The following is a 25,256-nucleotide window of genomic DNA, read 5'->3' as shown; positions in this document are numbered from 1 at the left end:
ATGAAGGCGATAGTTATGGCCGTTGGCGTGCTGGCTTGTCAGATTGCCCCCGCCTGGAGCGAAACCGAATACCAAATTACCTGTCCCGGCCGTCCCACCATGACGGTATCGCGTGCCGAGTATGGTTTGAGTACCTTAATGTGGCCATCGCGTCACTTCCAGATCGCTGCCGGGCAGCAGCGCACCAGCCTGAAAGGCGGTGACAAAGTTGCCATCACCCGTTTTCGTAATGGCGATCAGTTAATCGTGAATAAAAAGAACGATGAAACATTCTTCGTCTACGCCAACAGCAACAAGCTGTTGCCCTGCAGCCGTACCGATAAGCGCGATGCACAGATTCTGTCGCTGGAACGCTACGACGACAGCGCGCGCCCAAACTCGTGAGTTAATATCCTGGTTTGATCAGTTGCCGCTGGCGCAAATCCAGCGGTGACTGTTCCGCCTCATCGATGGCTGCCAGCCAGCTCTGCAAATTCACCTTGGCCCACGACAGATGTCCGCGCGTGGTGCTCATCAACACCACATCGGGACGCAATGAGCGATAAAGCTCCAGCGACTGCTGCAGTTCGGTGGGATTGCTGTCTGGCATCAGCACGCTGATCCAGCGGTTATAGTCGCGGGTCAACGTATCGCCGACAAACAGATAAGTCTGGCCGAGCGGCGAGTGATAGAGGTAGCTGCTGCTGCCAGGCGTATGTCCGGGCGTCGGCAACAGGTGAAAATCGCCGAAGTGCGTCTCTTGCTGGGTAAAGGTTTCGTCAGGTTCAATCACTAAACTTACCGGCCCCAGCGAACGACTGTGGCAATAGAGCGCGCTATTAAAGCGCTGCTGAATGGCGATCGCGCCCGGCGCGGCTTCATGCCAGTGGGTCAAATAGTGGCGAATCACGCCGCCGGCATCGTTGAGGAATTCATGATCGAGCGGATGCTCCACGCGACCAATCAATAAATTGCCGCGGGGGTGGCACAGCATAAAGCCATGCATCATTAGATCACTTGCCGTCTCTTCAGCGGGGAATTCTGGCGTGGAGATCCACAAATCGTCATACAGTGGCTTCATTGTCGGTCTCCTGCGGCAACACGTTAGCGCAATGTCGGGTGGCCGGTGAAGGCGAACTGTGCTTCTCCCTTCTCAATCTGCAACGTGGCGCTGGCACCCAGCGGCAGCGTCACGGTATCGGCATCGTGTCCAAAAGCCAGATCGGTGATCACCGGAATCTGAAACTCGTCACGGATGCGCTGCCACACGGTGGCAAAATCAAAACCGTTATCATACGCCGACAGCGAAGTGCTGGTGAAGCTGCCGGTAATAATCGCTTGCTGTCGCGATAAAATGCCACTCTGCTGCAGCTGAATCAGCATGCGCTCGATGCGGAACGGATGTTCGTTCACATCTTCAATTACCAGAATGCCACCTTCAATTTGTGGCATCCACGGCGTACCAATCAGTGAGCAGATCATCGCTAAATTGCCGCCCCATAAGGTGCCTTGCCAGCGGCCATGATCCGGGCTTGTGCTCGGCCAGCTTAGATTGACTGTAGGTGAAGTTAGCGTTTGCCAAAAGTGCGACTCGGTAAAATCAGATAATGCCTCTGCACCGAAGTTACCGGCCAGCATCGGACCGCTAAAGGTAATCAGGCCGATTTGCGCCAGTAACGCCAGCTGCAGCGCGGTGAAATCGCTGTGGCCGCACAGCGCCACTGGTTGATTGAGCAATCGACGTTGCAGACCCACGTAATCGATCTTATCTAGCAAGCGTGAAGCGCCATAGCCGCCACGCACCGCCAGCACGATATCAGGCAGCGCCTCCAGCGTAGCCAGCGCATTGATATCATTCAGCCGCTGCGCATCCTCACCAGCAAAGCGTTGAAAGCGGCGGGTGATAGCGGAGAGATTCTCAAGATGATGGCCTGCGGCCTGTAAACGATGCACTGCGCGTTGGGCGGCATCCTGATTGTGGCAATAGCCGGAAGGAGCGATAAGACGTAGCGTGCGGGGAGTAACCATAACTTCCATCCTGCTGTAGAGTGGCCTGCCGATGATGACGAAATGCGTTATCGAAGTCACGGTAGCATAAGGTTTTTAACCGATTTAGGATAAACGGTAATTTTGCATCGCGCTGCGCCAGGTATGATAGCTTGCGCCAACCCTATTGCGGAACCAAAAATCAGTGAAAATTCGCCTACTTATGCTTTCTGCACTGCTGCTTGCTGGCTGTTCAAGCGAGCCGGAAAAACCGGCACTGCCCGAGAAGAATACGCCTTTGACCCAGGCACCGCCGTCGAAAGTGAATGATGCATGGTCAATGTTTACCGAAGATGCCGCCAGTCATTATGGCGTTGATGAGAAGTTAATCAGCGCCATTATTAGTGTCGAATCCGGAGGCAATCCCACCGTGGTGAGCCGTTCCAATGCGGTCGGTCTGATGCAAATTAAGGCTTCGACGGCAGGCCGCGAAGTGTATCGCACGCAGGGCCGTCACGGTCAGCCATCCTCTTCCGAGCTGCGCGATCCGGCGAAGAACATCGATATCGGCGCCGCCTACCTGAAAATTTTGCAGGACTCCGCATTAGCCGGGATTCGCGATCCGCTGACGCTGCGTTACGCCACTATCGTGTCCTACGCCAACGGTGCCGGTGCCTTGCTGCGTACCTTCTCGCGTGACCGCGATCGTGCGATTGCGATGATCAACGCCATGACGCCAGACGAATTTTACCAGCACGTACAGAACAAGCATCCGGCGGCGCAGGCCCCGCGTTATTTGTGGAAAGTCACCACCGCCTACCGCACCATCGGTTGATGACGTAGGGTCGCCATTCATGGCGACCTTGCCAATACCCCACCAAACTAACCCTCTACCAATAATCTCGCCGTCGGATAATCCACAATCAACACCTGCACATAACCGCCGCGCAACGCCCCGCGAATCGCCTGCGCTTTCTCTTTGCCACCCGCTAACGCCACCACCTGCGGACAGCGTTTTACCTGCGCCAGCTCCATGCCAATCACCGGATCTTCCTCTGCGCTCAGCACCGGCTGACCATCAGCATCGAAATAGTGCAGGCAGATATCGCCCACTGCGCCGCGCTCGGCCAGCGTTTGCAGCATCTCACCGTCGTAATAGTTGCCGGAGTTGCGCAGCAGGGCGGAAGGCTCGAGATCACCAATGCCGACAATCGCCAGATCCACCTGATCAAACTTTTCCAGTACCACCGCGACATCGGGATTTACCGACAAACGCTGGCGATCCTGCACTGAATGCTCAATCGACTGCGACGGCAGCAGCCACGCCGGGCAATCCAGCAGCGCCGCCAGATTCTGCGTCAAAATCGTGGCCTGCACGTTGCCGTTGGCGCCCACGCCGCCCAGCAGCTGAATCACCCCTTTGCATGGCGCGCTCAGCGGATGCAGCGCATCCACCATCGCGCGAATCGTGCCGCTCCAGGATGAAATGCCAATCAGCTCATCGGCGCGTACTCGTGTTTCCAGATAGTGCGCGGCGGCGGAACCAATCGCCTGTTTAATCTGCAACGCCGACGCCTGGTCCGGCACATCCACCACAATCACCTGCGGCAGTTGGTACAGCTGCTCAATGGCTTTTTCCAGCTCAGGGAACACATTGGCCGGCGGCACTACGCTGATCTTCACCACACCTTCTTTCACGCTGCGATTGAGGATGCGCGACACAAAGGATTGCGACAGCTTCAGCAGCTGCGCAATGTCGGACTGCTTCCTGCCTTCCACATAATAAAGCGTGGCGATTTTCACCATCAGCCGCTGTTCATCCTGTTTTGCCATGGTTTTTTCTCTCTCTTAACCTGCCTGGTATTGTTAATCAGCCTGTCATAAATAACAACGCAGAACATTTTGTGATCGTTTTCGCTTTTTGAGGATCGGGCAATGGACGTGCTCAGAAAGCCAGCGCATAGTCATTATGCATATAAAATCGCAATTGAATATATATTCAATCGGAGATAACAAATGAAAGCCTCTGTCCTCAAAGTCTCTCTACTTGCTTCAATCATGATGATCTCGGCGGCGTCGCTGGCGGCGGATAAGGGGTTGCTGGCCATCATTACGCCATCACATGACAACCCGTTCTTTAAAGCGGAAGCCGATGGCGCGCAGGAAAAAGCCAAAGCGCTCGGTTACACCACGCTGGTGGCCTCACACGACGATGACGTGAATAAGCAAAACCAGCTGATCGAAACCGCCATCGCGCGCAAAGCCAAAGCCATCATCCTCGATAATGCCGGTGCGGATGCTACGGTTGGCCCGGTGCAAAAAGCCAAAGATGCCGGTATTCCTACCTTCCTGATTGACCGCGAAATCAACAAAACCGGCATTGCCGTGGCGCAAATTGTCTCCAACAACTACCAAGGCGCACAGCTCGGTGCCGAGAAGTTCGCCAAGCTGCTGAACGGTAAAGGGGATTACGTCGAGCTGCTGGGTAAAGAGTCGGATACCAATGCGGGCGTGCGTTCGCAGGGCTATCACGACGTGCTGGATGATTATCCCGATCTAAAAATGGTGGCGCAGCAGAGTGCCAACTGGAGCCAGACCGAAGCCTTCAGCCGCATGGAAACCATCCTGCAGAAGAACCCGAATATCGTTGGCGTGATCTCCGGTAACGACACCATGGCGCTGGGTGCGGAAGCGGCGCTGAAAGCGGCGGGCAAAACCAATGTGATTGTGGTCGGCTTCGACGGCAGCGATTACACCCGCGACTCCATCCTTAATAAAGGCAACATCAAAGCCACCGTGCTGCAGCCGGGCTGGGATCAGGCGCAGATGGCCGTTGAGCAGGTGGATTACTACCTGAAGAACGGCAAAGCGCAGAAAGAGGAGAAGCAGCTGATGGATTGCGTGCTGATTGACGACAGCAACGCCGCGAAGCTGAAAACCTTCAAGCTGGCGCAATAACATGGAGGTCGGCATGAAGGGGAAAGCGCTGAGCGGCATGCTGGTGGCGCTGCTGACGCTGATGTTAGCCGCCTGCACCGTGGTGGATCTGGATGCCGACGGCAAACCCATCATGCCGAAAGATCCCAACGCCAAACCGGGCTACAGCGATCAAACGCCGCAGCAGATTGCGGAATCAAGCTGGGCCAGCCGCGTGCAGCAACCGGCTGAGAAGCAGGCGCTGAGCTGGGCAGATATGGAAACCAAAAGCCATACCGTCAAAGCCGGCGGCAGCGAAAGCGTGTTTGTGCGCGCTGCGGGCACGGTGACGGCATTTGATAACAGCAACGATCGGGAACGCAGCCTCACCATGACCATCAACGGCAAACCGGTAAAAGTGTCGATTGGTCCGGTGCTGCGCGGCAACGCCATACGCGATGCGGCCGGTTTCCGCTTTGAAGAGTTCACCAATCAGGTGCAATACGCGCAACTCACCAAAGCACTGAATCGCCATGCGGTGAAACAGCTGCCAGCGGTGGATGCCAGCTGGGTGGGCAAACCGGCGCAAGCGCTGCTTGCCGTCAGCATGGGCGCGGGCACAGTGGAAGATGTGGTGGCGGTGCAGCTGCAGCAGGGGAATCCAAAATGAGCGATGAGATCATTCTGCAAGCCAATCAGATGTCGATGCTGTTCCCCGGCACCTTAGCGCTGGATCGTGTGGATTACCGCGTGTGGCGCGGCAAAGTCAACGTCATCATCGGCGAGAACGGCGCGGGGAAATCGACGCTAATGAAGATCCTCGCCGGCGTGCAGCAGCCGACCAGCGGTGAGATGTTCCTCAACGACACAAAAGTGGCGTTTCACAGCACACGAGACGCCGCGCGCCACGGCATCGGTATGGTGCATCAGGAACTCAATCTGTTTGAGAATCTCAGCGTGGCGGAGAACATTTTCCTCGGCCGCGAAATTCAGAGTGGCATTCGGCCCATCAATGAAGCCGAGCAGAAACGCCGCACCGCCGCCTTGATGCAGCGCCTCGATCAGCCGATTTCACCGGATGAGAAGGTGGGCAGCCTGAAGGTTGGCCAGCAGCAGCTGGTGGAGATCGCCAAAGCGCTGGCGGAGGACGCCGACATTCTGATCCTCGATGAACCGACCTCGGCGCTGAGCAAAACCGAAGTGGAGATCCTGTTTCGGGTGATCCGCGAACTGACGCGTCAGGGCGTTTCTATCATCTATATCTCGCATCGGCTCGAAGAACTGATGGCGATTGGCGATGTGATCACCATTCTGCGCGACGGGCGTTTTCAAGCCGAAGCGCAGGTCAGCGATATCGACGTGCCGTGGATCGTACGCGAAATGCTGGGCAGCGAACCGGTGGGCACCTTTCTGCCGCCGGATCGCCAGTTCGGTGCGCCGGTGCTGGAAGCCGAACACATCACCTGCGTCAGTCCGAACGGCAACATGCTGGTGGATGATGTCAGCTTCCAGGTGCGTTCCGGTGAAATCGTCGGCATTTACGGGTTGATGGGCGCGGGGCGCACCGAGCTGTTTGAGTGTTTGCTCGGCACGCAGCGTAACTATCTCGGCAAGCTGTGGCTCGACAGCAAACCGTTGCCGACGCGTCTGCCGACCGCTGAACGCATTCGCATGGGCATGAGTCTGGTGCCGGAAGATCGCAAACGCTCGGGCATTTTTCCCATCTCATCGGTGGCGAGCAATCTCACCATTGCCAGCCTGTGGCGACGTCTGTCGCATCGCACGGTGATTTCAGAGCAGGCGGAACGCGAAGTGGTGACCAGCACCGTCGGCAATCTGGCGATCAAAATCTCCTCGCCGGATGTTGCCATCAGCGCGCTGAGCGGCGGCAATCAGCAAAAGGTGGTGATTGGTCGTTCGCTGCTGACCAATCCGCGCTTGCTGCTGCTGGATGAACCGAGCCGTGGCATCGATGTCGGCGCCAAAGGCGAAGTGTTCCGCATGATGGTGAAGCTGTCGGAGCAGGGCATTGCGGTGGTGTTTTCCACCTCTGATTTGAAAGAGATCATGGCCGTTGCCGATCGCATCATTGTGATGTCCGGCGGCAAATTGACTGCTGACCTGCCGCGCGCTGAAGCGGAAGAGGCGGCGCTGGTTAAAGCAAGCGCACAAGGGTTCTGATATGAAAAACAACGGCGCGCTCGCGCTCGCATCGCCAGCTAAAGCGTTCAACTCACGCGAAAGCCTGATATTGCTGCTGCTCAAACTGCGCACCTTTATTGCGCTGTTTCTGATTGTTGGCTTCTTTGCTATTACGGTGCCCGATTTCCTCGCGGTGGGCAGTATGGTGATCATGGTAAAACACATCGCCATTAACGCCTTCCTCGCGCTCGGCATCACATTTGTCATCATCACGGCGGGCATCGATCTCTCCATCGGTGCCACGCTCGGCCTGTGCGGCATGATCGCCGGTTGGCTGATCACCAAAGGCATTGTGCTGCCGATGTTTGGTATCGCCATCTTCCCCAGCGTGTGGCTGATCGTACCGATTGTGTTGCTGATTGGCGGCCTGATTGGCGCGGCAAACGGCTGGATCATCACGCGCTATAACGTGGCACCGTTCATCTGCACGCTCGGTACCATGTACATCCTGCGCGGCACGGCAATGCTCACGTCGGGCGGCGAAACCTTCCCCGGTTTGCAGGGCAATGAAATGCTCGGCAATACCGGATTCGACAAGATAGGCGCGGGCTATTTTCTCGGTTTGCCGTGGGCCATCTGGATGATGGTGCTACTGGCGCTGGTGATTGCCTATGTCGCACGCCGTCTGCCGTTTGGTCGTCAGGTTTACGCGATTGGCGATAACGAACGCGCCGCTGAACTTTCGGGCGTGAAAGTGAAGTCGGTGAAAATCTGGGTGTATGCCATCTCCGGTTTCTGCGCGGCGATTGCCGGCATCGTGGTCTCGTCTCAGCTGGTGGCCAGTCATCCGGCGAACGGAACCTCCTTTGAAATGAACGCGATTGCCGCAGTGGTGCTGGGCGGCACCTCGCTGGCCGGAGGACGCGGCACCATTCTCGGCACGCTGATTGGTGCCTTCGTGATTGGCTTCCTCGCTGATGGTTTGATCATGATGGGCGTGAGTGAGTTCTGGCAAATGGTGATCAAAGGCATCGTGATTATCGTGGCGGTGATCATCGACCAAATGCAGAGTCGCATGCAGCAGAAAGCGGCGGTGGTGGCGCAGAAAGCGCTGATTGAGGAGGGCGGTAGCCCGGCAAAAGGTTAATCGGTTGGGTGCAGGCGCTGATTGTCTGCACCTTTTTTTCTCCATCAAGAATAAATATTCATCCATGCTTTAAAATTCAGAGGTGTCTATGAATCCTTTCAAATATTCGGTAGCGGATCTGGCAGCGAAAGCGCGCGCCGTGCGTCGCCGCATCATTCAGCTCAATGCGGGCAGCCCGGCGGGCGGGCATACCGGTGCCGATCTCTCACAGGTTGAGATCCTCACCGCACTCTATTTCCGCATTCTTAACTGCGCGCCGGATCGCACCAACGATCCGCAACGCGACATCTATATCCAGTCGAAAGGCCATGCGGTGGGCGGTTATTACTGCGTGCTGGCAGAAGCGGGTTATTTCCCGACCGAATGGCTGCCGACCTATCAGCATTCGGATTCACATCTGCCCGGCCATCCGGTGCGCCAAAAAACGCCAGGCGTTGAGCTGAATACCGGCGCGCTGGGCCATGGTTTACCGGTGGCAGTCGGCATTGCGCTGGCGGCGAAGAAAGATAACAGCGACCGACGTATTTTTGTCGTTACCGGCGACGGTGAGCTGGCGGAAGGCAGCAACTGGGAGGCGGCGCTGGTGGCGGCGCATTACGGCCTCGATAACCTGGTGATCATCAACGACAAGAACAAGCTGCAGCTGGCGGGGCATACGCGCGACATCATGAACACCGATCCGTTGCCGGATAAATGGCGCGCCTTTGGTCTGGCGGTGAGCGAGTGCAACGGCAATGACATGGCGGCGGTGGTGGAAGCCATCGAAAACCTGCCGCGTAACAGCGGCAAGCCACAGGTGATTGTGGCGCACACCGAAAAAGGCTTCGGCATCTCCTTTATTCAGGGCAAACCGGAGTGGCATCACCGCGTGCCGAAAGGGGAAGAGATTGAGTTGGCACTGGAGGAGTTGAAAGATGAGTAATGCAAAACACCTGGCGACGGTAATGGTCGAGGCATTTATTGATGCGGTTAATCGCGGCGTCGATTTAGTGCCGGTGGTGGCCGATTCCACCTCAACCGCCAAAATTGCGCCCTTTATCAAAGCCTTTCCCGACCGGCTGATTAACGTCGGTATCGCCGAACAAACGCTGGTGGGCACCGCCGCCGGCCTGGCGATTGGCGGTAAAGTGGCCGTAACCTGTAACGCTGCGCCGTTCCTGGTTTCCCGCGCCAATGAGCAGGTTAAAGTCGACGTCTGCTACAACAACACTAACGTCAAACTGTTTGGCCTGAATGCCGGTGCCAGCTACGGCCCGCTCGCCAGCACCCATCACAGCATCGACGACATTGCGGTGATGCGCGGCTTCGGCAACATCGAAATTTACGCGCCATCCTGCCCGCTGGAGTGCCGCCAGATTATTGAGTATGCGCTGGCGCATGTCGGGCCGGTGTATATCCGTCTGGACGGTAAAGATCTGCCGCAGCTGCACGATGAGAACTATCAATTCCGTCCCGGGCAAATCGACGTTTTACGTGAAGGTCATGACATTGTGCTGGTGGCGATGGGCTCGACAGTTCACGAGGTGGTTCACGCCGCCGAGCAACTGCATGAGCAAGGCATTACAGCAGGTGTGATCAGCATTCCATCGATTCGACCTTGTGATACCCAACAGCTGCGCGAGCTGTTAAATCACTATCCAGCGGTCATTACCGTGGAAGAACACAACGTCAACGGCGGCGTCGGCAGCCTGGTGGCAGAAGTGCTGGCGGAAGGCGGCTGTGGCATCCCGCTGCTGCGTTTGGGTATCCCCGATGGCGAATACGCGATTGCGGGCGATCGCGCCTCAACCCGTGCCCGACATGGCATTGATGCCGCCAGCGTAGTGAAGAGTGCAGCGCGCATCTGTGCAGGAGCGTAAAGATGGCAGGTTCGGTGATACTGGCAATTGATGAAGGCACCACCAACGCAAAAGCGATAGCGGTCGATCGTGCCGGGAAGGTGGTGGCGCGCGGCAGCCAGCCGCTGACGCTGGAACATCCGCAGCCTGGCCTGGCGGAGCAGGATCCACTGGCGATTTGGCAGGCGGTGAAACAAGCGGTGAGCGATTGTCTGGCGCAGTGTGCGGGTGCGCAAGTTGCGGCCGTGGCGATCAGCAACCAGCGCGAATCGGTGCTGATCTGGCAGCGCCATAACGGTCAGCCGCTGACGCCGCTGGTTAGCTGGCAGGATCGCCGCTCGGAGGCGTTTTGCCGCGATTTGCGTGTGGCGGGTAAAGCGCCGCGCATCACCGGGCTTACCGGGTTGGCCGTCGATCCGATGTTTCCAGCCGGTAAGCTCACCGGCATGCTCGCCGCGCTGCCGAACGGATTTTCTCGTGCGCAGGCCGGTGAACTCTGTATCGGCACCGTGGATAGCTGGCTGAACTGGCAACTGAGCGGCGGCGAAAGCTTTGTCACCGATCATGCCAATGCGGCGCGCACCCAGCTTTACAACCTGCACAGCGGCGACTGGGATGATGAACTGCTGGCGCTGTTCCATATTCCCCGCGCGGCGCTGCCGCAGATTGTGCCCTCGGCTAGTGCGCAAGGTGTGGTGACACGTAACGATATGCTCGGTTTAGTGCCTGGCACACCGATTTTGTCGCGCATCGGCGATTCGCACGCCGCGCTGCAAGCGCAGCGCAGTGGCAGCGAAGAGGTGGTCAAAGCCACGTACGGCACCGGTTCGTCACTGATGATGTCGATGGCAACGCCGCTACTGACGGAAAATGGCCTTAGCACCACGGTGGCGTGGCACGACGGCACGTTGCGCTATGCCTTTGAAGGCAACATTACCCACACCGGTTCCGGCGCGGCGTGGCTGGGCCGCATGCTGGGCATCAAGGATCCGCGAGAACTCACCGCGCTGGCGCAGTGCAGCGAACACAATCAGGGCATCTATTTTGTACCGGCGCTCTCTGGCCTCGGCGCGCCCTGGTGGGACTTGAAAGCGCGCGGCATGGTGTGTGGTTTGACCGATGCGGCAACGCCGGAAGTGCTGGCGCGCGTGGCGCTGGAATCGATCACTTTCCAGATCGCCGACGTGTTTTTCGCCATGGAGCAGGCCAGCGGTGTGCAACTTCCTGCGCTGTGCGTGGATGGCAGTGCCACGGAAAACAGCTGGTTGATGCAGATGCAGGCCGATGTGCTACAGCGGCCACTGAAACGCGTACCGACGGCAGAAGTTTCAGCCCTGGGCGCCGCGCTATTAGCGGGCCGCAGCTTAGGCTGGTGGCAGCAGGGCAGTGAGATGCAGGCGTTACAGGGCGGCAGCGTGATTACGCCGCGTGAAGATCAGGCGAAAAGCATGCAGGAGAATTATCACGGCTGGCTGGATGCGGTGGCGCGTTGCCGTTATCAGCCGCATTGATGGGTGCGGTTTTGTGCAAATCTGGGGGAGTGGTCGCCATGAATGGCGACCCTACGAATGATGGACTTACTGGAAACGGTTGGCCTTATCGCGCGCCAGACGTTCCAGCGCAAAAATCACCTGCTGCAGCTGGCGTTCCTGAATCGGCTCGATGGCGGTAAAGCGGAAGCTGAGGCGCGGAGTGGCGCGGGTTTCATTCTTGCTGGTCACCACGGTGCGTTCACCAATGTGCAGCAGCTGTGCTGTCACCTCGAAGTGACCGTATTCAGCCAAATCCACGCGCAGCTTTTTAAAGGTATCGCCGCGATTAAGGCCTTCTGGCAGCGCTTCGTCCAGCAGCACGCCCACGCCACCCAATGACAGGTCCTGCAGGCGGAAGCGCGCAGTGCTGCCATCCGGCCACTGGCTGTGGCAATAAAAAACCGGCTCCAGCGGCGCATTGACGCGGAAGAACTCACGGCGTTGAATCTGCCACACCAGTTCGGGTAGCGATGCAGCAAAAGCGGGCAAGCCTTCAAATTCGATGCGCTGTAAACCGATTAAGCTACATTCGACTTTGGCACCGTGCGTTTCGGCAAAGATATTCACTTCACCACTTTGTAGCGCTAAATCGTTATCCAGCGCATTGCTGCCAAGGTCAAAGATCACCTGATCTTCATCGGCTGACAGCATGCGGCTGATAAACTGACCGCGCGAAAAATTCACCATCAACGGGGTTTGAGAACGCAACAGATCCTTCATCACGCCCAAAACCGCTAACGTGCCTCGCTTGAGGTATTGTTCTTTATCGGCTTCTCCCACGTCCTGCTCCACTTATCCGATTGTTATTTTCACGACTGACAATGCTGTTCGTCAGTTATCGGCATGGCTGCGCTAACCTTTAGTTAGCTAACGATTATTTACTGCGGCAAGTTGCGAGGCAGATCATAAAATCCCGTCTATACTAGAGGCGGTGAACACATTGATTAATAACGTAAGGAGCAGTACATGGGTATTCTTTCATGGATTATTTTTGGTCTGATTGCCGGGATTATCGCGAAGTGGATTATGCCGGGTAAAGATGGCGGCGGTTTTATCATCACCGTGGTTCTGGGTGTGGTAGGTGCGGTTGTCGGTGGCTGGATCAGTACCCTGTTTGGTTTCGGTAAAGTTGACGGTTTCAACTTCGGTAGCTTCGTGGTGGCCGTGATCGGTGCCATTGTGGTGCTGTGGATTTACCGTAAAGTACGAAGTTAACAGCATAGCGATTTGATGAAATCCGCCATCCCGTAAAAGGATGGCGGATTTTTTTATGCCTGATTAAAAGTCGTAGCCCACCGTAGCCATGACCGTACGCTCGGCACCGCGATAGCAGTAACCGGTGCCATAACAGGCGGCCAGATACTTTTTATCGGTCAGGTTGTTGGCATTCACCTGCAGCCAGGCGCCTTTCAGCTGTGAGTTCCATGCGCCAAGATCGGCGCGAACCGACGCATCAAACAGCGTTACCGATGGCAGACGCGTGGTGTTCTCGTTATCCGCCCACTGTTTGCCGATATAGCGCACACCGGCGCCAGCGCTCAAGCCGTAGTCAAACTGATAATGTCCCCACAACGATGCCATGCTATTCGGCGTGACATATGGCGTATGGCCATCGTTACCGTCCACCGAATCTTTGAAGCGCAGATGATTCAGCGTGTAGCCGGCGATGGTGCTGAAACGTTGCGTCAGCTGATTACGCGCTTCCAACTCGATGCCCTGCGAATGCACTTTGCCCGACGGCGTGTAAGTGCCGTCCAGCACGTTACGGTTGGCGACATCGTCCTGGGTCAAATCGTACACCGCGATTGAGTACATATCGCGCGTGCCCACCGGCTGATATTTTACGCCCGCTTCATATTGCTCTGAGGTGGTCGGTTTCAGCTGATTGCCCTGCGGATCGGTTAACGAGGCTGGCGTTATCGCCTGGCTCCAACTGACGTAAGGCGAGATGCCGTTCTCGAAGGCATACAGCAGCGCGGCGCGGCCGCTGATGTGATCGTCCTGACGACGGCTGGTGCCGTTTTCCGACACAATGCGGTCATAACGTCCCGACAAATCCAGATGCCAGCGATCAAGCTGCAACTCATCCTGCAGATATAAACCGGTTTGATAGTAGCGGCGCGTCTGCGATGTCCAGTCGAAGTCCGGCATGATGCCCACTTCTTCGCCGCTCCACGCATTCAGCGCGCTGGCGGCACCGCTGGCTTTGGTGATGTCATTTTTATAGCGATGGTATTCCGCGCCCAGCGTCACGCGATGCTGCACCGCGCCGGTAGCAAAATCGGCCTGCAAGCGGTTGTCATTCGCCCATGCGCTCAGTGATGAACGCTCGCCGGAGTAGTAGCGGTTCAGCAGGTCAGGATTCGTTGCGTTCCAGCCAATCTGATAAACCTGATCGAGATCGGTATTCGAGTGGCTGTAACTGCCGGTGGAGTACACCGACCAGACTTCGTTGAAGCGATGTGAGAAGTCATAGCTGTAAATCTGCTCGCGACGTTTGAACTGATCGAGCGAACTGTCGCCTTCGTAGAAACTGTCGCTCAACTTGCGGCCGTTATGGCTGTAAAGCGTGCCTTCCGCCGGTACCGAACCGTGATAGCCGCCTGAGGGATCTTTCTGCAGGTAGGCGCGCAGCACTAAGTTGGTATCTTCACTTGGCTGCCACATCAGCTGTGGCGAAATCGCATATTTCTCTTCGCGGGTGTGATCGTACTGCGTATCACTGTTGCGCGTGATGCCGGTTAAGCGAAATGCCCACTGATCGTTGATGGCGTTGGAGTAATCAAAGGCAGCGCTGTTGGTGGCGTTGGTGCCGCTCGACAGGCGGAAGTGGCCCTCTTCGGCAAACTGCGGACGCTTGCTCACCATGTTCACTAATCCGCCCGGCACCGTTTGGCCGTAAAGCGCGGAGGAGGGACCTTTGATCACATCAATGCGATCAAGGAACCAGTTGTCCACCTGCAGGATGTTGAAGCTGCCGCCGTCACTCATCACGCGCAGGCCATCGAGGAAGGTGTTGTCGACATCGCCGCCGTGGAAACCACGCAGCGCGATGGTGTCGTAACGCGTGGCGGCCCCGCCGAAGTTGGTGAACACCCCTGGCGTGTAACCCAGCGCCTGGTTGAGATCCTGCGCGCCCTGATCTTCCATCTGCTGACGTGTCACTACCGAGATTGACTGCGGCGTGGTAATCAGCGGTTGATCGCTTTTGCTGGCGCCGCTGCTGCGCGTGGCGAGATAGCCCTGCGTCGGCGAGGTGGCGCTCTCTTGCGGTTGCGCCGTGACGACAAGCGACTCTTCGGCGAAGCTTGCAGCGGGTAAAGCCAGCGCAAGCGTGCACAGAACGCGGCCACGGTTAAGGGTAAACAGCGAGGTCATGAGAGGTTCCTGATATTTAAATGGGAATAGCTATCGATATTAGATTGAGAATTATTATCTTTTGTGGCGAATGTTTCAAGATGTGAGGTTGTTGTAAATGGGGTGTGAGGAAAATACACAGGCAGGGCGGAATTCGATATGAGGCTGTAGGGTGCGCATTAATGCGCACACGGGTTAATGGTCGCCATAAATGGCGACCCTGCTACGGCTACGTATTGACCAGGAAAAACGTTACTTCGCGCTACTCAAAACCGGCATATTCGGGATATCGCCGGCGTTATTACAGGTTTTGTCTTTCGGACAGTACTTATCCAGCAGCTTCAGCGTCACGCCGTTGGTCCAGCCGAAGCCATCCTGCAGCGGATATTCGCCGCCGCCACCGCCACCCAACTGCGCGCCTTCAACCACATATTTCTCGACCAGCTTATGCTCCTTGTCGTAGGTGGCCTGCACGTTCTGCAGGAAGCGCTGACCAATCTGCTGCGCCAGTTTCGGCTGTTTGTAATGCTCAAGACCTTCCACCGCCACCCATTGCAGCGGCGCCCAGCCGTTTGGCGCATCCCATTGCTGGCCGTTATTCACCGTGGTGGTCACCAGACCGCCCGGTTTCAGTAGCTGTTTTTCAACAGCGGAAGCGGTGCGCTCAGCTTGCTTATCGCTCGCCACCTGCATATAGAGCGGGAACAGCGTGGCGGCGGTCAGCTGCGAATGAACCTGCTTCTTCTGGAAATCGTAATCGGCGTACCAGCCTTTTTTGTCATCCCAAAGATAGCGATTGATCGCCGCCTGACGTTTTTCGGCATCCGCCGCGAACTGTTTGGCTTTGTCATCCTGCTTATCCAGTTTGGACGCTTTAGACAATGTCTGTTCGAGGTGGAAAATCAGGCTGTTGAGATCGACCGGCGCCAGTTGCGTGGTACGAATCGACGCCAGATTGTGCGCATCAGTGAACCAGCGCGAACTGAAATCCCAGCCCGAAGCCGCGCCCGCACGCAGATCGCGATAGACCTGCTGCTTATTGCGCTCCGGCGCTTTATTCGCGGTGTTGACGTCATCCAGCCAGGATTCGGTACGCGGCGCATCGCGATCGTCCCAGTAACGGTTAAGCAGCGTACCGTCGCTGAGTTTAATCACGCGTTTGCTGGCCTGGCCGGCCGCCACTTTGTCGCTGTCCGCCATCCAGTAATCGTACTCTTTCTGCAGCTGCGGCAGGTATTGGCGATAGACATCGTCGCCTTTGTGCGTTGCCAGCAGGTCAACCATCAGGCTGAAGAACGGCGGCTGCGAGCGGCTGAGATAGTAGCTGCGGTTACCGTTGGGAATATGGCCATATTTGTCCAGCTCGGTGGCGAAGTTATCCACCATATCCTGCACGCGATCCCAGTGATCGCTCTCCGCCAGGCCGAGCATGGTGAAGTAGCTGTCCCAGTAATACACTTCGCGGAAGCGTCCGCCCGGCACCACATAAGGTTTTGGCAGCGGCAGCAGCGAATCGTACTGACTGGCACTTTGCGCGGTACGCGTCAGCACCGGCCATAAACCGTTGATGTGCTCACGCAGGCTTTGCCCGGCGGGCGGCACATATTTGTCACCCTCTTTTGGCAGCGTGAAGTTGCTGTCGACAAAATGCTTGAGATCGAAGTTGCGCTGGTTTTTTTGCATCTGCCAGTCGGCCAGAATCGACGAGGGATTGGATTTCGGCACCGCATCGGCGAAGGTTTTCTGATCCGGATAAAATTTAGCCTGCTGTACCGCATTGAACAACGGTCCCAGGCGCACATCCGGTGGCTGCGGTTGGTTGCTGAGCATGCGGCTTTGATCGTCGGCGTGTGCGGCGCTGGCACCGGCCAGCAACGCGGCGCTAAGTAAAAAGGTCAGACGCGCGGGCGTGAATACGGCATTTTTTATCATCGGTTTTTCTCCTTGTCCGAAAAGGTGGTGTGCTAACGCATTGACCACCCGACAACTTTAGTCGTAATCGCGCCGCTTAGCCTTGTACAGCGGTGGAAATGTGAAGCGCCCGGAATTAATCACGCGAGAAATTGCATCAAGGCTAAGGTTTTTGCTTGCCCTGTTCGGTTATTTGCCTGAGGCTGAAGCAAAAAAAGGAGAGTCGAATGGAGATTATCTGGTATCACCCGTCGCTGGCGCCGCAGGGCTGGCTGGAAGGCTTGCATCAGCGTTTACCTGAGGCACGCGTGCGTTACTGGCAGCCGGGCGACAATGCACCGGCCGATTACGCGGTGGTGCGTTCGCCGCCGGTTGAGATGCTGGCGGGCCGTCAGCTGAAAGGCGTGTTTGCTATGGGCGCGGGCGTGGACGAAATCCTCAAGCAGCTGCGTGACAACCCACAAATGTTGGCTGACAATGTGCCATTATTCCGTCTGGAAGATACCGGCATGGCGCGCCAGATGCAGGAATACGCCAACTGGTGCGTGCTGGGCTGGTTCCGCCGTTTCGAGGAGTATCGTCAACTGCAGCAGCAGGCGAACTGGCAGGAGCTGGATGGTGTCGATCGCGAAAATTTCACCATTGGCGTGCTCGGCGCGGGCGTGTTAGGCCGTAGCGTGCTGGAAAGTTTGCGTCAATGGGGCTTCCCGTTACGCAGCTGGAGCCGTTCGCCGAAGCACATCGACGGCGTGCAAAGCTTCCATGGCCGCGATCAGCTCAATGCCTTCCTTGATGGCACGCAGGTGCTGATCGATCTGCTGCCTACCACGCCGGTAACCACCAACCTCATCGATAGCCAACTGCTCAGCGCGTTGCCGCGCGGTGCCAGCTTCCTTAATCTGGCGCGCGGTGCGCATGTGGTGGAAGCCGATCTGCTGGCAGCGTTGAACAGCGGTCAACTGGCCGCCGCCGCGCTGGATGTGTTCCAGACCGAGCCGCTGCCGCCGCAGCATCCGTTGTGGTCTCATCCGCATGTCACAATCACGCCACATACTGCAGCGATTACCTTGCCAGCCGAGGCGATGGATTACATTGCGGATGCCATACTTGCTCTGGAGCAAGGTCAACAGCCGGGTGGTTTGGTCGATCGCCAGCGCGGTTATTAATTCACATTGGGTCAGGAGATGAAGATGTATCCCGTTGATTTACATATGCATACCGTTGCCAGCACGCATGCTTACAGCACGCTGCATGATTATGTGGCGCAGGCGAAACAGAATGGTTTGAAGCTGTTCGCGATTACCGATCACGGCCCGGACATGGCTGATGCGCCGCACTATTGGCACTTCGTCAACATGCGCATTTGGCCGCGGGTGATTGATGGCGTTGGCGTGCTGCGCGGTATTGAAGCCAACATCAAAAATCAGCAGGGCGAGATCGATTGCAGCGGCCCGATGCTGGATGCGCTGGATCTGATCGTCGCGGGCTTCCACGAACCGGTTTATGCACCGCGTGATAAAAAGCATCACACCGAAGCGATGATTGCGGCGATGGCGGGCGGTTTGGTGCATATCATTTCGCATCCGGGCAACCCGAAATTCCCGGTGGATATCCGCGCAATAGCCGAAGCCGCCGCGCATTATGATGTGGCGCTGGAGATCAACAACTCCTCCTTTACCCATTCGCGCCTCGGCAGCGAACCGAACTGTCGCGCCATTGCCGAAGCGGTGCGCGATGCGGGGGGGAAACTGGCATTTGGCTCCGATTCGCATACGGCGTTTACGCTGGGAAATTTCGAACACTGCCTGCGCATCACCAGCGAAGTGGATTTTCCTGAAGATCGCGTGTTAAATGTCACGCCGCGTCGCCTGCTCGATTTCCTCGAACAGCGCACCGGTAAAACGATTGCCGAATTTGCTGATTTTTAACTTTTTTGCCTCAAGGAATTCTGTTGCATGAATGAGTTTTCCATTCTCTGCCGCGTCATCGGCTCGCTGTTTAATCGCCAGCCGCAGGATCCGCTGCTGGTGCCACTGTTCACTCTGCTGCGTGAAGGCAAACTGCAACAGCAGTGGCCGCTGGAGCAGGATGAACTGTTGACGCGCCTGCAGCAGAATAGCGATCCGCAGGCGCTGGCCGCCGACTACAACGCGCTGTTTGTTGGCAGCGACTGCAGCGTGCCGCCGTACGCATCCCAATGGCCGAACGGGGTTGCTGAAGCAGACGTGCGTGCGTTTCTCAGCGCGCGCGGCATGCCGCTGAGCGAAGCGCCCGCCGATCACTTTGGCGTGCTGCTGCTGGCGGCATCGTGGCTGGAAGATCAGTCGGCGGAAGATGAATCCGCCGCGCAGCTGGCGCTGTTTGATGAGTATCTGCTGCCGTGGTGCGGCGCGTTCCTCGGCAAAGTGGAAGCGCACGCGACCACCGCGTTTTATCGCACGCTGGCAGCGCTGAGCCGTGAGGCGATTCAGGCGATGTACGACGAGCTGAACGAAGAGCAGGGCGACGAGGCCTAATCGTCACCAGCTGGCTGCGCTGCTGCCGAGCTTGACGCCCGGCGTCGCGCAGATCATTGGCGTGCCGGGCAAATACGCTGCGGCACGCAATCTCTCGGCAATTCCCCACTGATTAATCTCTATCGCGCTCAACGCGTCATCGTGCTGCGCGTGGATACCGTTTTGCACATTCTCGGGCGCGGCACCGAACTGCTGTAATAGCCGCGCAGTGCGTGCCAGCGAGAGGCGCGCCTGCCAGCCAACGCCATTGATCAACCGCTGACGTAAACCTTCCAGCACCGCCGCAGCCATCAGATAGCCAGTGGCGTGATCGAGCGCCTGCACCGGCAGCGGCGTTGGCTGGTTATTGCCGCTCCAGCGCATGCCTTGTTCGGCGATGCCGCAGCCCATCTGCACCAGGCTGTCGAAGCCGCGCCGGTTGCGCCACGGCCCGCTCCAGCCCCACGCATTGAGGCTGACATCCACTAAGCCCGGCGCCAGTTTGCGGCGCGTCTCAGCATCCAGCCCGAGTTTTTCCAGCGCATCAGCGCGATAACCGTGTACCAGCACATCGCTGTGCTGCAACAGCTGGCGCAGCTGCTCGCGCCCGGCGTGGGATTGGAGATCAAGCCGCGCACAGCGCTTGCCGCAGGTGATCTCCTCTTCCAGCGTCGGTTCATGCCAGTCGGGCGGATCGATACGCAGCACTTGCGCGCCGAGGCTGGCGAGAAAACGCGTCGCTACCGGACCGGCGATGATGCGCGTGAGGTCCAACACGCGCACGCCGAGCAGCGGGCGCGCGGGTGATAACGACCAGGCAGGCGCGGGTGCAGCGTCGGTGGCCTGTTGGGCAATCAACGCTTCCTGCTGCACGGCGCGGCCTTGCGGATGTTGCAGCCATTGCGCTTCGCTACGCATCTGCGCGGCGCAGCCGCCAGCATCAATCACCGCCTGTTCCAGCGTCGCGGCGGGCCAGCGTGCCACCGCATCGGCCAGCGCGGCACGATTGGCATGCTGGCCGAGCACGTGCTCCATCGCCGCACGATGATGAGCCGCATTGGTGTGCAGACGAATCCAGCCGTCGGCGCTGGCGTAATCACCGGCAAATTCATCCCATAGCGCGGCAGGCGGTCGATTAAGCGGAATCAGGCTGTGCTGAAACCAGCGCGAGGCGAGACGAACATTGATGCTGACCGGCGCGGCCTGGCCGAGCAGATCGCTCAACGCCTGGCTGGCAAGACCAATGCTGGTGGCCGCCAGTTCGCTGACGGCGAAGGCAGAAGAAAAGGTGTCGGGCTGGAGAAAAGTAGGCGAGGGAAGCGGGTCCGCGCCTCGCAATCCCTGCCACATTTGCTGCCACAGTGCGGCAGCACGTTGAGAATCCATGTTGAGTCTCCGGAAAACGCGCGAGACTCAAGCATAGCAGAGCGGATTAACGGCGGCGCAAGCGCGGGAAACGCGCGTGCATCCGCAGGTTGCGCAGGTTGATTACCGCAATGGCGGTGCCCAGCACCACCAATGAGGCGCCGAGAATCTTAAAGCTGTTCATGCTGTCACCTAAGACAAAAACGCCCATCAACACCGCCAGTACCGGTGTCAGCAGCGAATAAGGCATGATCAGGTTGACGTTGTACTTCTTCAGCAGCGCGTACCACAGCGTGTACGCCACAATTGACGAGGCGAGGGCGCTATACAGAATACCAAACCAGCCGCGCCAGCCCGCATGGCTCAATGCGTAAAACTGATTGGATTCGGTCAGCCACGAAGCGGCACCGACAATCGGCACCGCAAGGAAGGAGATCCAGCCGGTCAGCGTCAGCGGTTTTATCGGCGGTGATTTTTTCACAATCATATTGCTGATTGCCCAGCCAAACGCGCTGCACAGCAGAATACACAGCACCCACCAGGCCGGAATAGTCGGGCTGCCCGACAGCACCGCGACGCCGCTCAGCGAAATGGCGATGCCGATCAGTTGCACCAGGCGTAATTTCTCTTTCAAAATCACCATCGCCAGCAGCATGGCAATCGGCGTGCCGAGCTGAACCACGATGGCGCCGGTGCCGGCATCGGTGTAGCGCATGCCGACAAACAGCAGCGAGAAATGCATAAAACCGAAGGTGAATGCCAGCGTTAACAGCCACGGCAATTGTGCGCGCGTGATGCGGCAAAACGGCACCAGCACAACCGCTACCACTACAAAGCGCATCCAGGTGAGAAACAGCGGCGGAAGTTCCAGCAATCCCCACTTCACCGCCACGTTGTTGAAAGCCCAGATGGAAACCACCATCAGAACCATTAAAAAATGCCGCACTGCCACAAGGTCTTCCTTAAGCATCAACAAGGATTATCACCGGCTAATGATGGCATGAAGCCGTCGACTTCGGACATGTCTGACAAAACTTTTTTCGCATAAGCATTAGCTTATGCAGGAAAAAAATAAGACATGTCGTTGATTTACTGTCAAAGTGGATGTCCGAAAGGCGACCATAACGAGGACCGTATTCGGCATGACACACACCCGCGCTTTACCTCTTGCTCTGATTCAACTCGAAGTCCCGCCGCCGCAGGTTGTGGCACAAATTGGTGAACAACCCCGCTGGTTTATCGACGCGCTGCAATTGCAGCCCGATGACTATGTGATTGTGCGTCCGCATCTGGGTGATGATTTACCGGCCTTTGACCGCGTCAGCGGCGCGATCCTCAGTGGTTCGTGGGCGATGGTTACCGATCACGCCGACTGGAGCGAACGCACCGCCGCCTGGATTCGGGGCGCGCTGGAAGCGGATCTGCCGCTGCTTGGAGTCTGTTACGGACATCAATTGATGGCGTATGCGCTGGGTGGCAAAGTGGGCGATAACCCGCATGGCTGGGAGCGTGGACTGAAACCGCTGACGCGCAGCGCGCAGGCGCACAACGATCCGTGGCTGGCTGCGTTACCAGGCGAATTTCAGGCGTGGTTATCGCATCGGCAATCGGTGTTAACACCGCCGCAGCATGCGCAGGTGCTGGCGAGTTCGGCGCAGGATGGCTGTCAGATTCTGCGTTATTCGCCGCAGGCGCTGTCGGTGCAGTTCCACCCGGAATTTACCCGCGACATTATGAGCGCCTGTTTACCGGCGGGCGTGAGTGAGGATGATACGCAATTGGTGGGGGAAGATTGGTCGCGCGAACTGTTGCGCCGCTTCTGGCTGCAAACGCGGCCGCAGCCGCGCGCACAGGCTCAGGGCGCGTAGTTACGCGTGCAGCGATAAACCCACGCGGGTGGCATGTTTTTCAGCACCCGCTGGCGTTCCCAGGTGAAGTAGCGTGACAAATTTGGCTGGGTGAACGAGGTGTATTGAAACTGCACGAATACGCCGCGTGGACCCAGCGCATCATGCACCGCGCTGAGAATGTTGTCGCGCGTGGCGGGCGGCAATGACAGCAGCGGCAAGCCAGAGAAAATCACATCATATTCCCCCGCAAGATATTCCGCCGAGCAGGCGCGCACCTGCATACGCGCATCGGGCAATCCCCGCAGGCTTTTCACCAGTTCCGGGCTGATTTCGAATACATCAAGCTGTGCTTGCGGTGACATACGCGACAGCACGTGGCGTGTGAGTACGCCGTCACCGGCGCCGAGTTCGGCGATACGCAGGCTGTTATCCCAATTCACCGCATCGCACATGGTGCGGCACAGCGCGGCGGAAGAGGGCGTGATGCTGCCCATTTTGCGCGGGTTACGGATGAATTGCTGAACAAAGTTCGCTTTGGCGCGCATTAACGTCAGGGCTGAAGCCAACATCTGTTTCTCCTGGTTAGTATCCTGCTTCATATTGACCACATATTTCGGCCATGTTCCGCTTTTTGCGACATAACCGGGAAAACTCGGAATTATCTGTAGCGGCTTACGCACGCCACATTTCCTTCGATGCGGTCACAGTTTCCCCTTCTACGATCTGACAGGCTGGCGTTGATCGCTCAATGTTAATAACAGGTTTCATAGTTGTTAATCGCCACTCTGTCCGCAAGGAGAAACACCATGCGTTACGCTGCCCCGGGAGAACAAGGTTCTCTCATTACTTTGCAATCGCGTTATGGCAACTTTATCAACGGCGAATTTGTTGCGCCGGTGAACGGTAATTACTTCGTCAACACCTCACCGATTAATGCTTCCACCATTGGCGAGTTCCCACGCTCGGATCGTGCCGATATCGATAACGCCGTGGCTGCCGCCCAGGCCGCTGCCGATGCGTGGGGCAAAACCTCACCGCAGGCGCGCTCGCTGGTGCTGCTGAAAATTGCCGACCGGCTGGAAGAGAATCTGGAATACATCGCGGTCAACGAAACCTGGGATAACGGCAAGCCGGTGCGTGAAACGCTGGCAGCGGATCTGCCGCTGGCGGTCGATCACTTCCGCTATTTCGCTGGTTGCGTGCGTGCGCAGGAAGGCACCGCTGCTGAAATCGATGAGTTCACCGCTGCCTATCATTTCCACGAACCGCTGGGTGTGGTCGGGCAAATTATTCCGTGGAACTTCCCGCTGCTGATGGCGGCATGGAAATTGGCACCGGCACTGGGCGCAGGCAACTGCGTGGTGCTGAAACCGGCCGAGCAAACGCCGCTGTCGATTACGCTGTTTATGGAAGTGATCAAAGATCTGTTGCCGCCGGGCGTGATTAATGTGGTGCACGGCTACGGTAAAGAGGCGGGCGAAGCGCTGGCGTCACATTCGGGCATCGCCAAAATCGCCTTTACCGGTTCCACCGCCACCGGCGGCCATATTCTGGAGCTGGCGGCGAAAAGTCTGATTCCGTCCACCGTTGAATTGGGCGGGAAATCGCCGAATATCTTCTTTGAAGACATCATGGATGCCGAAGAGAGTTTCATTGAGAAAGCGGCTGAAGGCGTGGTGCTGGGCTTCCTTAATCAGGGTGAAGTTTGTACCTGTCCGTCACGCGCGCTGGTGCAGGAATCAATCTTTGAGCCGTTTATGGCGGCGGTGATGAAGCGTATCAAATCCATCAAACGTGGCGATCCGCTTGATACCGAAACCATGATTGGCGCGCAGGCGTCGCAGCAGCAGTTCGATAAAATTCTCTCCTATCTGGAGATTGCGCAGCAAGAGGGCGCGCAGGTGCTGCACGGCGGCGGCGTCGAGAAAGTGGGCGAGGAGTTGGCCAGCGGCTACTACATCCAGCCAACGCTGTTGAAAGGCGATAACAGCATGCGCGTGTTCCAGGAAGAGATCTTTGGCCCGGTGGTTGGCGTGCTGACCTTCAAAGATGAAGCGGAAGCGCTGGCTATCGCCAATGACTCGATTTACGGGCTTGGCGCCGGCGTCTGGACGCGCGATATCAACCGCGCCTATCGCATGGGCCGCGCGATCAAAGCCGGTCGCGTGTGGACCAACTGTTATCACCTCTATCCGGCACATGCGGCGTTTGGCGGCTATAAGAAATCGGGGATTGGCCGCGAAACCCACAAAATGATGCTCGACCATTATCAGCAGACTAAAAACCTACTGGTGAGCTACAGCACGCAACCGCTTGGTTTCTTCTAACTAATAACGGCAGCGGAACAATACCGCTGCCGATTCATCTCCTCGTCATCTCGTGACTGCAGGATAAGATTACTGCACAAGAATCTTCTGATCGAAGTGGCGTGTTTAAGCCATGTCTTGTGGTGTTTAAAGGGGGCGGTTGGGCAGAATGGTCCACCTATTTTCAAGGAGAACCCATGAACACGTTGTACAACTATCTCGAACAGCAAGACGATCTGCTGGACGCTGTGGAACAAAATATTATTACCGTGAACCTGCCGGGTCGTCAGGCGATCTACGTAATTGGTCAGAACGATGCTGACTTGCTGATCGAAGTTAAAGCACGCGAAGCGGCGGCTGCGCAACGAATGGAAACGCTGCGTCAACTGGAGAGTCAGTTTCGTTTTTAACTGTGTTGCACTACCTTATTCG

Annotated in this window: 25 protein-coding genes; 16 read left to right on the top strand and 9 right to left on the bottom strand. The window is 57.3% G+C overall.

What is annotated here, in order from left to right; translation table 11 throughout:
- Positions 1 to 384 carry a hypothetical protein gene (locus PanJK_RS02555; RefSeq protein WP_265297059.1) on the top strand — a complete coding sequence of 128 codons (384 nt, stop codon included), beginning with the start codon at positions 1 to 3 and terminating at the stop codon, positions 382 to 384.
- Position 385: 1 nt separating this feature from the next.
- On the opposite strand, the gene PanJK_RS02550 is transcribed toward PanJK_RS02555, so the two are convergent.
- Complete coding sequence (locus tag PanJK_RS02550; RefSeq protein WP_256696229.1) at positions 386 to 1,060, bottom strand: MBL fold metallo-hydrolase; 675 nt, start codon at positions 1,058 to 1,060, stop codon at positions 386 to 388.
- Positions 1,061 to 1,083: 23 nt separating this feature from the next.
- Positions 1,084 to 2,007, bottom strand: a complete 924-nt coding sequence (gene ldcA / locus PanJK_RS02545) for a muramoyltetrapeptide carboxypeptidase (RefSeq protein ID WP_265297058.1) — start codon at positions 2,005 to 2,007, stop codon at positions 1,084 to 1,086.
- A 163-nt stretch (positions 2,008 to 2,170) separates the two neighbouring features.
- On the opposite strand from ldcA, the gene emtA reads away from it, so the two are divergent.
- Positions 2,171 to 2,800 carry a membrane-bound lytic murein transglycosylase EmtA gene (emtA, locus tag PanJK_RS02540; RefSeq protein WP_265297057.1) on the top strand — a complete coding sequence of 210 codons (630 nt, stop codon included), beginning with the start codon at positions 2,171 to 2,173 and terminating at the stop codon, positions 2,798 to 2,800.
- Positions 2,801 to 2,847: 47 nt separating this feature from the next.
- Here emtA and PanJK_RS02535 read toward each other — a convergent pair whose 3' ends face one another.
- Positions 2,848 to 3,798 carry a sugar-binding transcriptional regulator gene (locus PanJK_RS02535; protein ID WP_061716794.1) on the bottom strand — a complete coding sequence of 317 codons (951 nt, stop codon included), beginning with the start codon at positions 3,796 to 3,798 and terminating at the stop codon, positions 2,848 to 2,850.
- Between the two features lie 183 nt (positions 3,799 to 3,981).
- Between PanJK_RS02535 and PanJK_RS02530 the strand changes: the two genes are divergently transcribed.
- The 7 genes from PanJK_RS02530 to PanJK_RS02500 all read left to right on the top strand — a co-directional run bounded on the left by PanJK_RS02530 (position 3,982) and on the right by PanJK_RS02500 (position 11,519).
- Positions 3,982 to 4,923 (top strand): D-ribose ABC transporter substrate-binding protein, encoded by a 942-nt coding sequence (locus PanJK_RS02530; protein WP_110865953.1) that lies wholly within the window; start codon positions 3,982 to 3,984, stop codon positions 4,921 to 4,923.
- 13 nt (positions 4,924 to 4,936) lie between these two features.
- Positions 4,937 to 5,551, top strand: coding sequence for a DUF2291 family protein (locus tag PanJK_RS02525; RefSeq protein ID WP_256696233.1), 615 nt, complete (start codon positions 4,937 to 4,939; stop codon positions 5,549 to 5,551).
- Entirely contained in the window at positions 5,548 to 7,062 is a 1,515-nt protein-coding gene (locus PanJK_RS02520) for a sugar ABC transporter ATP-binding protein (protein ID WP_265297056.1), read from the top strand. The genes PanJK_RS02525 and PanJK_RS02520 overlap by 4 nt, the downstream gene beginning before the upstream one ends.
- Position 7,063: 1 nt before the next feature.
- Entirely contained in the window at positions 7,064 to 8,170 is a 1,107-nt protein-coding gene (locus PanJK_RS02515; RefSeq protein ID WP_008108196.1) for an ABC transporter permease, read from the top strand.
- A gap of 88 nt (positions 8,171 to 8,258) precedes the next feature.
- A complete protein-coding gene (locus tag PanJK_RS02510; protein WP_256696236.1) occupies positions 8,259 to 9,092 on the top strand; it encodes a transketolase in 834 nt (277 codons plus the stop codon).
- Positions 9,085 to 10,029, top strand: a complete 945-nt coding sequence (locus PanJK_RS02505; RefSeq protein WP_101760785.1) for a transketolase family protein — start codon at positions 9,085 to 9,087, stop codon at positions 10,027 to 10,029. Before PanJK_RS02510 ends, PanJK_RS02505 begins: the two co-directional genes overlap by 8 nt.
- A gap of 2 nt (positions 10,030 to 10,031) precedes the next feature.
- A complete protein-coding gene (locus tag PanJK_RS02500) occupies positions 10,032 to 11,519 on the top strand; it encodes an FGGY family carbohydrate kinase (protein ID WP_265297054.1) in 1,488 nt (495 codons plus the stop codon).
- Between the two features lie 66 nt (positions 11,520 to 11,585).
- On the opposite strand, the gene PanJK_RS02495 is transcribed toward PanJK_RS02500, so the two are convergent.
- Positions 11,586 to 12,320: a flagellar brake protein gene (locus PanJK_RS02495; protein WP_256696238.1), complete on the bottom strand. Its 735-nt coding sequence runs from the start codon at positions 12,318 to 12,320 to the stop codon at positions 11,586 to 11,588.
- Between the two features lie 186 nt (positions 12,321 to 12,506).
- Here PanJK_RS02495 and PanJK_RS02490 point away from each other — a divergent pair, with 186 nt between their 5' ends.
- Positions 12,507 to 12,755 carry a GlsB/YeaQ/YmgE family stress response membrane protein gene (locus PanJK_RS02490; RefSeq protein ID WP_008102737.1) on the top strand — a complete coding sequence of 83 codons (249 nt, stop codon included), beginning with the start codon at positions 12,507 to 12,509 and terminating at the stop codon, positions 12,753 to 12,755.
- Positions 12,756 to 12,818: 63 nt separating this feature from the next.
- On the opposite strand, the gene PanJK_RS02485 is transcribed toward PanJK_RS02490, so the two are convergent.
- Together PanJK_RS02485 and treA are read right to left on the bottom strand one after the other, a co-directional pair.
- On the bottom strand, positions 12,819 to 14,918 hold the full coding sequence (locus PanJK_RS02485; protein ID WP_265297053.1) for a TonB-dependent siderophore receptor: 2,100 nt from the start codon (positions 14,916 to 14,918) through the stop codon (positions 12,819 to 12,821).
- 231 nt (positions 14,919 to 15,149) lie between these two features.
- Complete coding sequence (gene treA, locus PanJK_RS02480) at positions 15,150 to 16,829, bottom strand: alpha,alpha-trehalase TreA (protein WP_265297052.1); 1,680 nt, start codon at positions 16,827 to 16,829, stop codon at positions 15,150 to 15,152.
- 206 nt (positions 16,830 to 17,035) lie between these two features.
- Here treA and ghrA point away from each other — a divergent pair, with 206 nt between their 5' ends.
- From ghrA to PanJK_RS02465, 3 genes are read left to right on the top strand one after another with little or no spacing between them, the layout of a single operon-like run.
- Positions 17,036 to 17,974 (top strand): glyoxylate/hydroxypyruvate reductase GhrA, encoded by a 939-nt coding sequence (gene ghrA, locus PanJK_RS02475; RefSeq protein ID WP_265297051.1) that lies wholly within the window; start codon positions 17,036 to 17,038, stop codon positions 17,972 to 17,974.
- 24 nt (positions 17,975 to 17,998) lie between these two features.
- Positions 17,999 to 18,736 (top strand): phosphatase, encoded by a 738-nt coding sequence (locus PanJK_RS02470; RefSeq protein WP_256696244.1) that lies wholly within the window; start codon positions 17,999 to 18,001, stop codon positions 18,734 to 18,736.
- Between the two features lie 27 nt (positions 18,737 to 18,763).
- Positions 18,764 to 19,324 (top strand): molecular chaperone, encoded by a 561-nt coding sequence (locus PanJK_RS02465; protein WP_008102748.1) that lies wholly within the window; start codon positions 18,764 to 18,766, stop codon positions 19,322 to 19,324.
- A gap of 3 nt (positions 19,325 to 19,327) precedes the next feature.
- Here PanJK_RS02465 and PanJK_RS02460 read toward each other — a convergent pair whose 3' ends face one another.
- Complete coding sequence (locus PanJK_RS02460) at positions 19,328 to 20,689, bottom strand: CoA transferase (RefSeq protein ID WP_265297050.1); 1,362 nt, start codon at positions 20,687 to 20,689, stop codon at positions 19,328 to 19,330.
- A gap of 46 nt (positions 20,690 to 20,735) precedes the next feature.
- Positions 20,736 to 21,620 (bottom strand): DMT family transporter, encoded by an 885-nt coding sequence (locus PanJK_RS02455; protein ID WP_256696247.1) that lies wholly within the window; start codon positions 21,618 to 21,620, stop codon positions 20,736 to 20,738.
- Positions 21,621 to 21,810: 190 nt separating this feature from the next.
- On the opposite strand from PanJK_RS02455, the gene PanJK_RS02450 reads away from it, so the two are divergent.
- The gene (locus tag PanJK_RS02450; protein ID WP_265297048.1) at positions 21,811 to 22,536 is read left to right on the top strand and encodes a glutamine amidotransferase; all 726 of its coding nucleotides are present in this window, start codon (positions 21,811 to 21,813) and stop codon (positions 22,534 to 22,536) included.
- On the opposite strand, the gene PanJK_RS02445 is transcribed toward PanJK_RS02450, so the two are convergent.
- Positions 22,524 to 23,087: a class I SAM-dependent methyltransferase gene (locus PanJK_RS02445; protein WP_061716776.1), complete on the bottom strand. Its 564-nt coding sequence runs from the start codon at positions 23,085 to 23,087 to the stop codon at positions 22,524 to 22,526. The two genes, PanJK_RS02450 and PanJK_RS02445, sit on opposite strands and share 13 nt — an antisense overlap.
- Positions 23,088 to 23,324: 237 nt before the next feature.
- Between PanJK_RS02445 and PanJK_RS02440 the strand changes: the two genes are divergently transcribed.
- Positions 23,325 to 24,845 carry an aldehyde dehydrogenase family protein gene (locus PanJK_RS02440; RefSeq protein WP_256696249.1) on the top strand — a complete coding sequence of 507 codons (1,521 nt, stop codon included), beginning with the start codon at positions 23,325 to 23,327 and terminating at the stop codon, positions 24,843 to 24,845.
- 176 nt (positions 24,846 to 25,021) lie between these two features.
- Positions 25,022 to 25,234 carry a hypothetical protein gene (locus tag PanJK_RS02435; protein ID WP_265297047.1) on the top strand — a complete coding sequence of 71 codons (213 nt, stop codon included), beginning with the start codon at positions 25,022 to 25,024 and terminating at the stop codon, positions 25,232 to 25,234.
- Positions 25,235 to 25,256 lie beyond the last annotated feature (22 nt).

The organism is Pantoea sp. JK (genome assembly GCF_026130245.1).
Taxonomy (GTDB): Bacteria; Pseudomonadota; Gammaproteobacteria; order Enterobacterales; family Enterobacteriaceae; genus Pantoea; species Pantoea trifolii.
The sequence above is the reverse complement of the archived record's forward strand: the minus strand, read 5'-3'. Positions and strand labels throughout refer to the sequence as shown.

Bases quoted from the DNA above. Each gene is read 5' to 3' on its own strand.
- PanJK_RS02555 (WP_265297059.1), top strand. From the start codon at position 1: ATGAAGGCGATAGTTATGGCCGTTGGCGTGCTGGCTTGTCAGATTGCC.
- PanJK_RS02550 (WP_256696229.1), bottom strand. From the start codon at position 1,060: ATGAAGCCACTGTATGACGATTTGTGGATCTCCACGCCAGAATTCCCC.
- ldcA (WP_265297058.1), bottom strand. From the start codon at position 2,007: ATGGTTACTCCCCGCACGCTACGTCTTATCGCTCCTTCCGGCTATTGC.
- PanJK_RS02535 (WP_061716794.1), bottom strand. From the start codon at position 3,798: ATGGCAAAACAGGATGAACAGCGGCTGATGGTGAAAATCGCCACGCTT.
- PanJK_RS02530 (WP_110865953.1), top strand. From the start codon at position 3,982: ATGAAAGCCTCTGTCCTCAAAGTCTCTCTACTTGCTTCAATCATGATG.
- PanJK_RS02525 (WP_256696233.1), top strand. From the start codon at position 4,937: ATGAAGGGGAAAGCGCTGAGCGGCATGCTGGTGGCGCTGCTGACGCTG.
- PanJK_RS02520 (WP_265297056.1), top strand. From the start codon at position 5,548: ATGAGCGATGAGATCATTCTGCAAGCCAATCAGATGTCGATGCTGTTC.
- PanJK_RS02515 (WP_008108196.1), top strand. From the start codon at position 7,064: ATGAAAAACAACGGCGCGCTCGCGCTCGCATCGCCAGCTAAAGCGTTC.
- PanJK_RS02510 (WP_256696236.1), top strand. From the start codon at position 8,259: ATGAATCCTTTCAAATATTCGGTAGCGGATCTGGCAGCGAAAGCGCGC.
- PanJK_RS02505 (WP_101760785.1), top strand. From the start codon at position 9,085: ATGAGTAATGCAAAACACCTGGCGACGGTAATGGTCGAGGCATTTATT.
- PanJK_RS02500 (WP_265297054.1), top strand. From the start codon at position 10,032: ATGGCAGGTTCGGTGATACTGGCAATTGATGAAGGCACCACCAACGCA.
- PanJK_RS02490 (WP_008102737.1), top strand. From the start codon at position 12,507: ATGGGTATTCTTTCATGGATTATTTTTGGTCTGATTGCCGGGATTATC.
- PanJK_RS02485 (WP_265297053.1), bottom strand. From the start codon at position 14,918: ATGACCTCGCTGTTTACCCTTAACCGTGGCCGCGTTCTGTGCACGCTT.
- treA (WP_265297052.1), bottom strand. From the start codon at position 16,829: ATGATAAAAAATGCCGTATTCACGCCCGCGCGTCTGACCTTTTTACTT.
- ghrA (WP_265297051.1), top strand. From the start codon at position 17,036: ATGGAGATTATCTGGTATCACCCGTCGCTGGCGCCGCAGGGCTGGCTG.
- PanJK_RS02470 (WP_256696244.1), top strand. From the start codon at position 17,999: ATGTATCCCGTTGATTTACATATGCATACCGTTGCCAGCACGCATGCT.
- PanJK_RS02465 (WP_008102748.1), top strand. From the start codon at position 18,764: ATGAATGAGTTTTCCATTCTCTGCCGCGTCATCGGCTCGCTGTTTAAT.
- PanJK_RS02460 (WP_265297050.1), bottom strand. From the start codon at position 20,689: ATGGATTCTCAACGTGCTGCCGCACTGTGGCAGCAAATGTGGCAGGGA.
- PanJK_RS02450 (WP_265297048.1), top strand. From the start codon at position 21,811: ATGACACACACCCGCGCTTTACCTCTTGCTCTGATTCAACTCGAAGTC.
- PanJK_RS02445 (WP_061716776.1), bottom strand. From the start codon at position 23,087: ATGTTGGCTTCAGCCCTGACGTTAATGCGCGCCAAAGCGAACTTTGTT.
- PanJK_RS02440 (WP_256696249.1), top strand. From the start codon at position 23,325: ATGCGTTACGCTGCCCCGGGAGAACAAGGTTCTCTCATTACTTTGCAA.
- PanJK_RS02435 (WP_265297047.1), top strand. From the start codon at position 25,022: ATGAACACGTTGTACAACTATCTCGAACAGCAAGACGATCTGCTGGAC.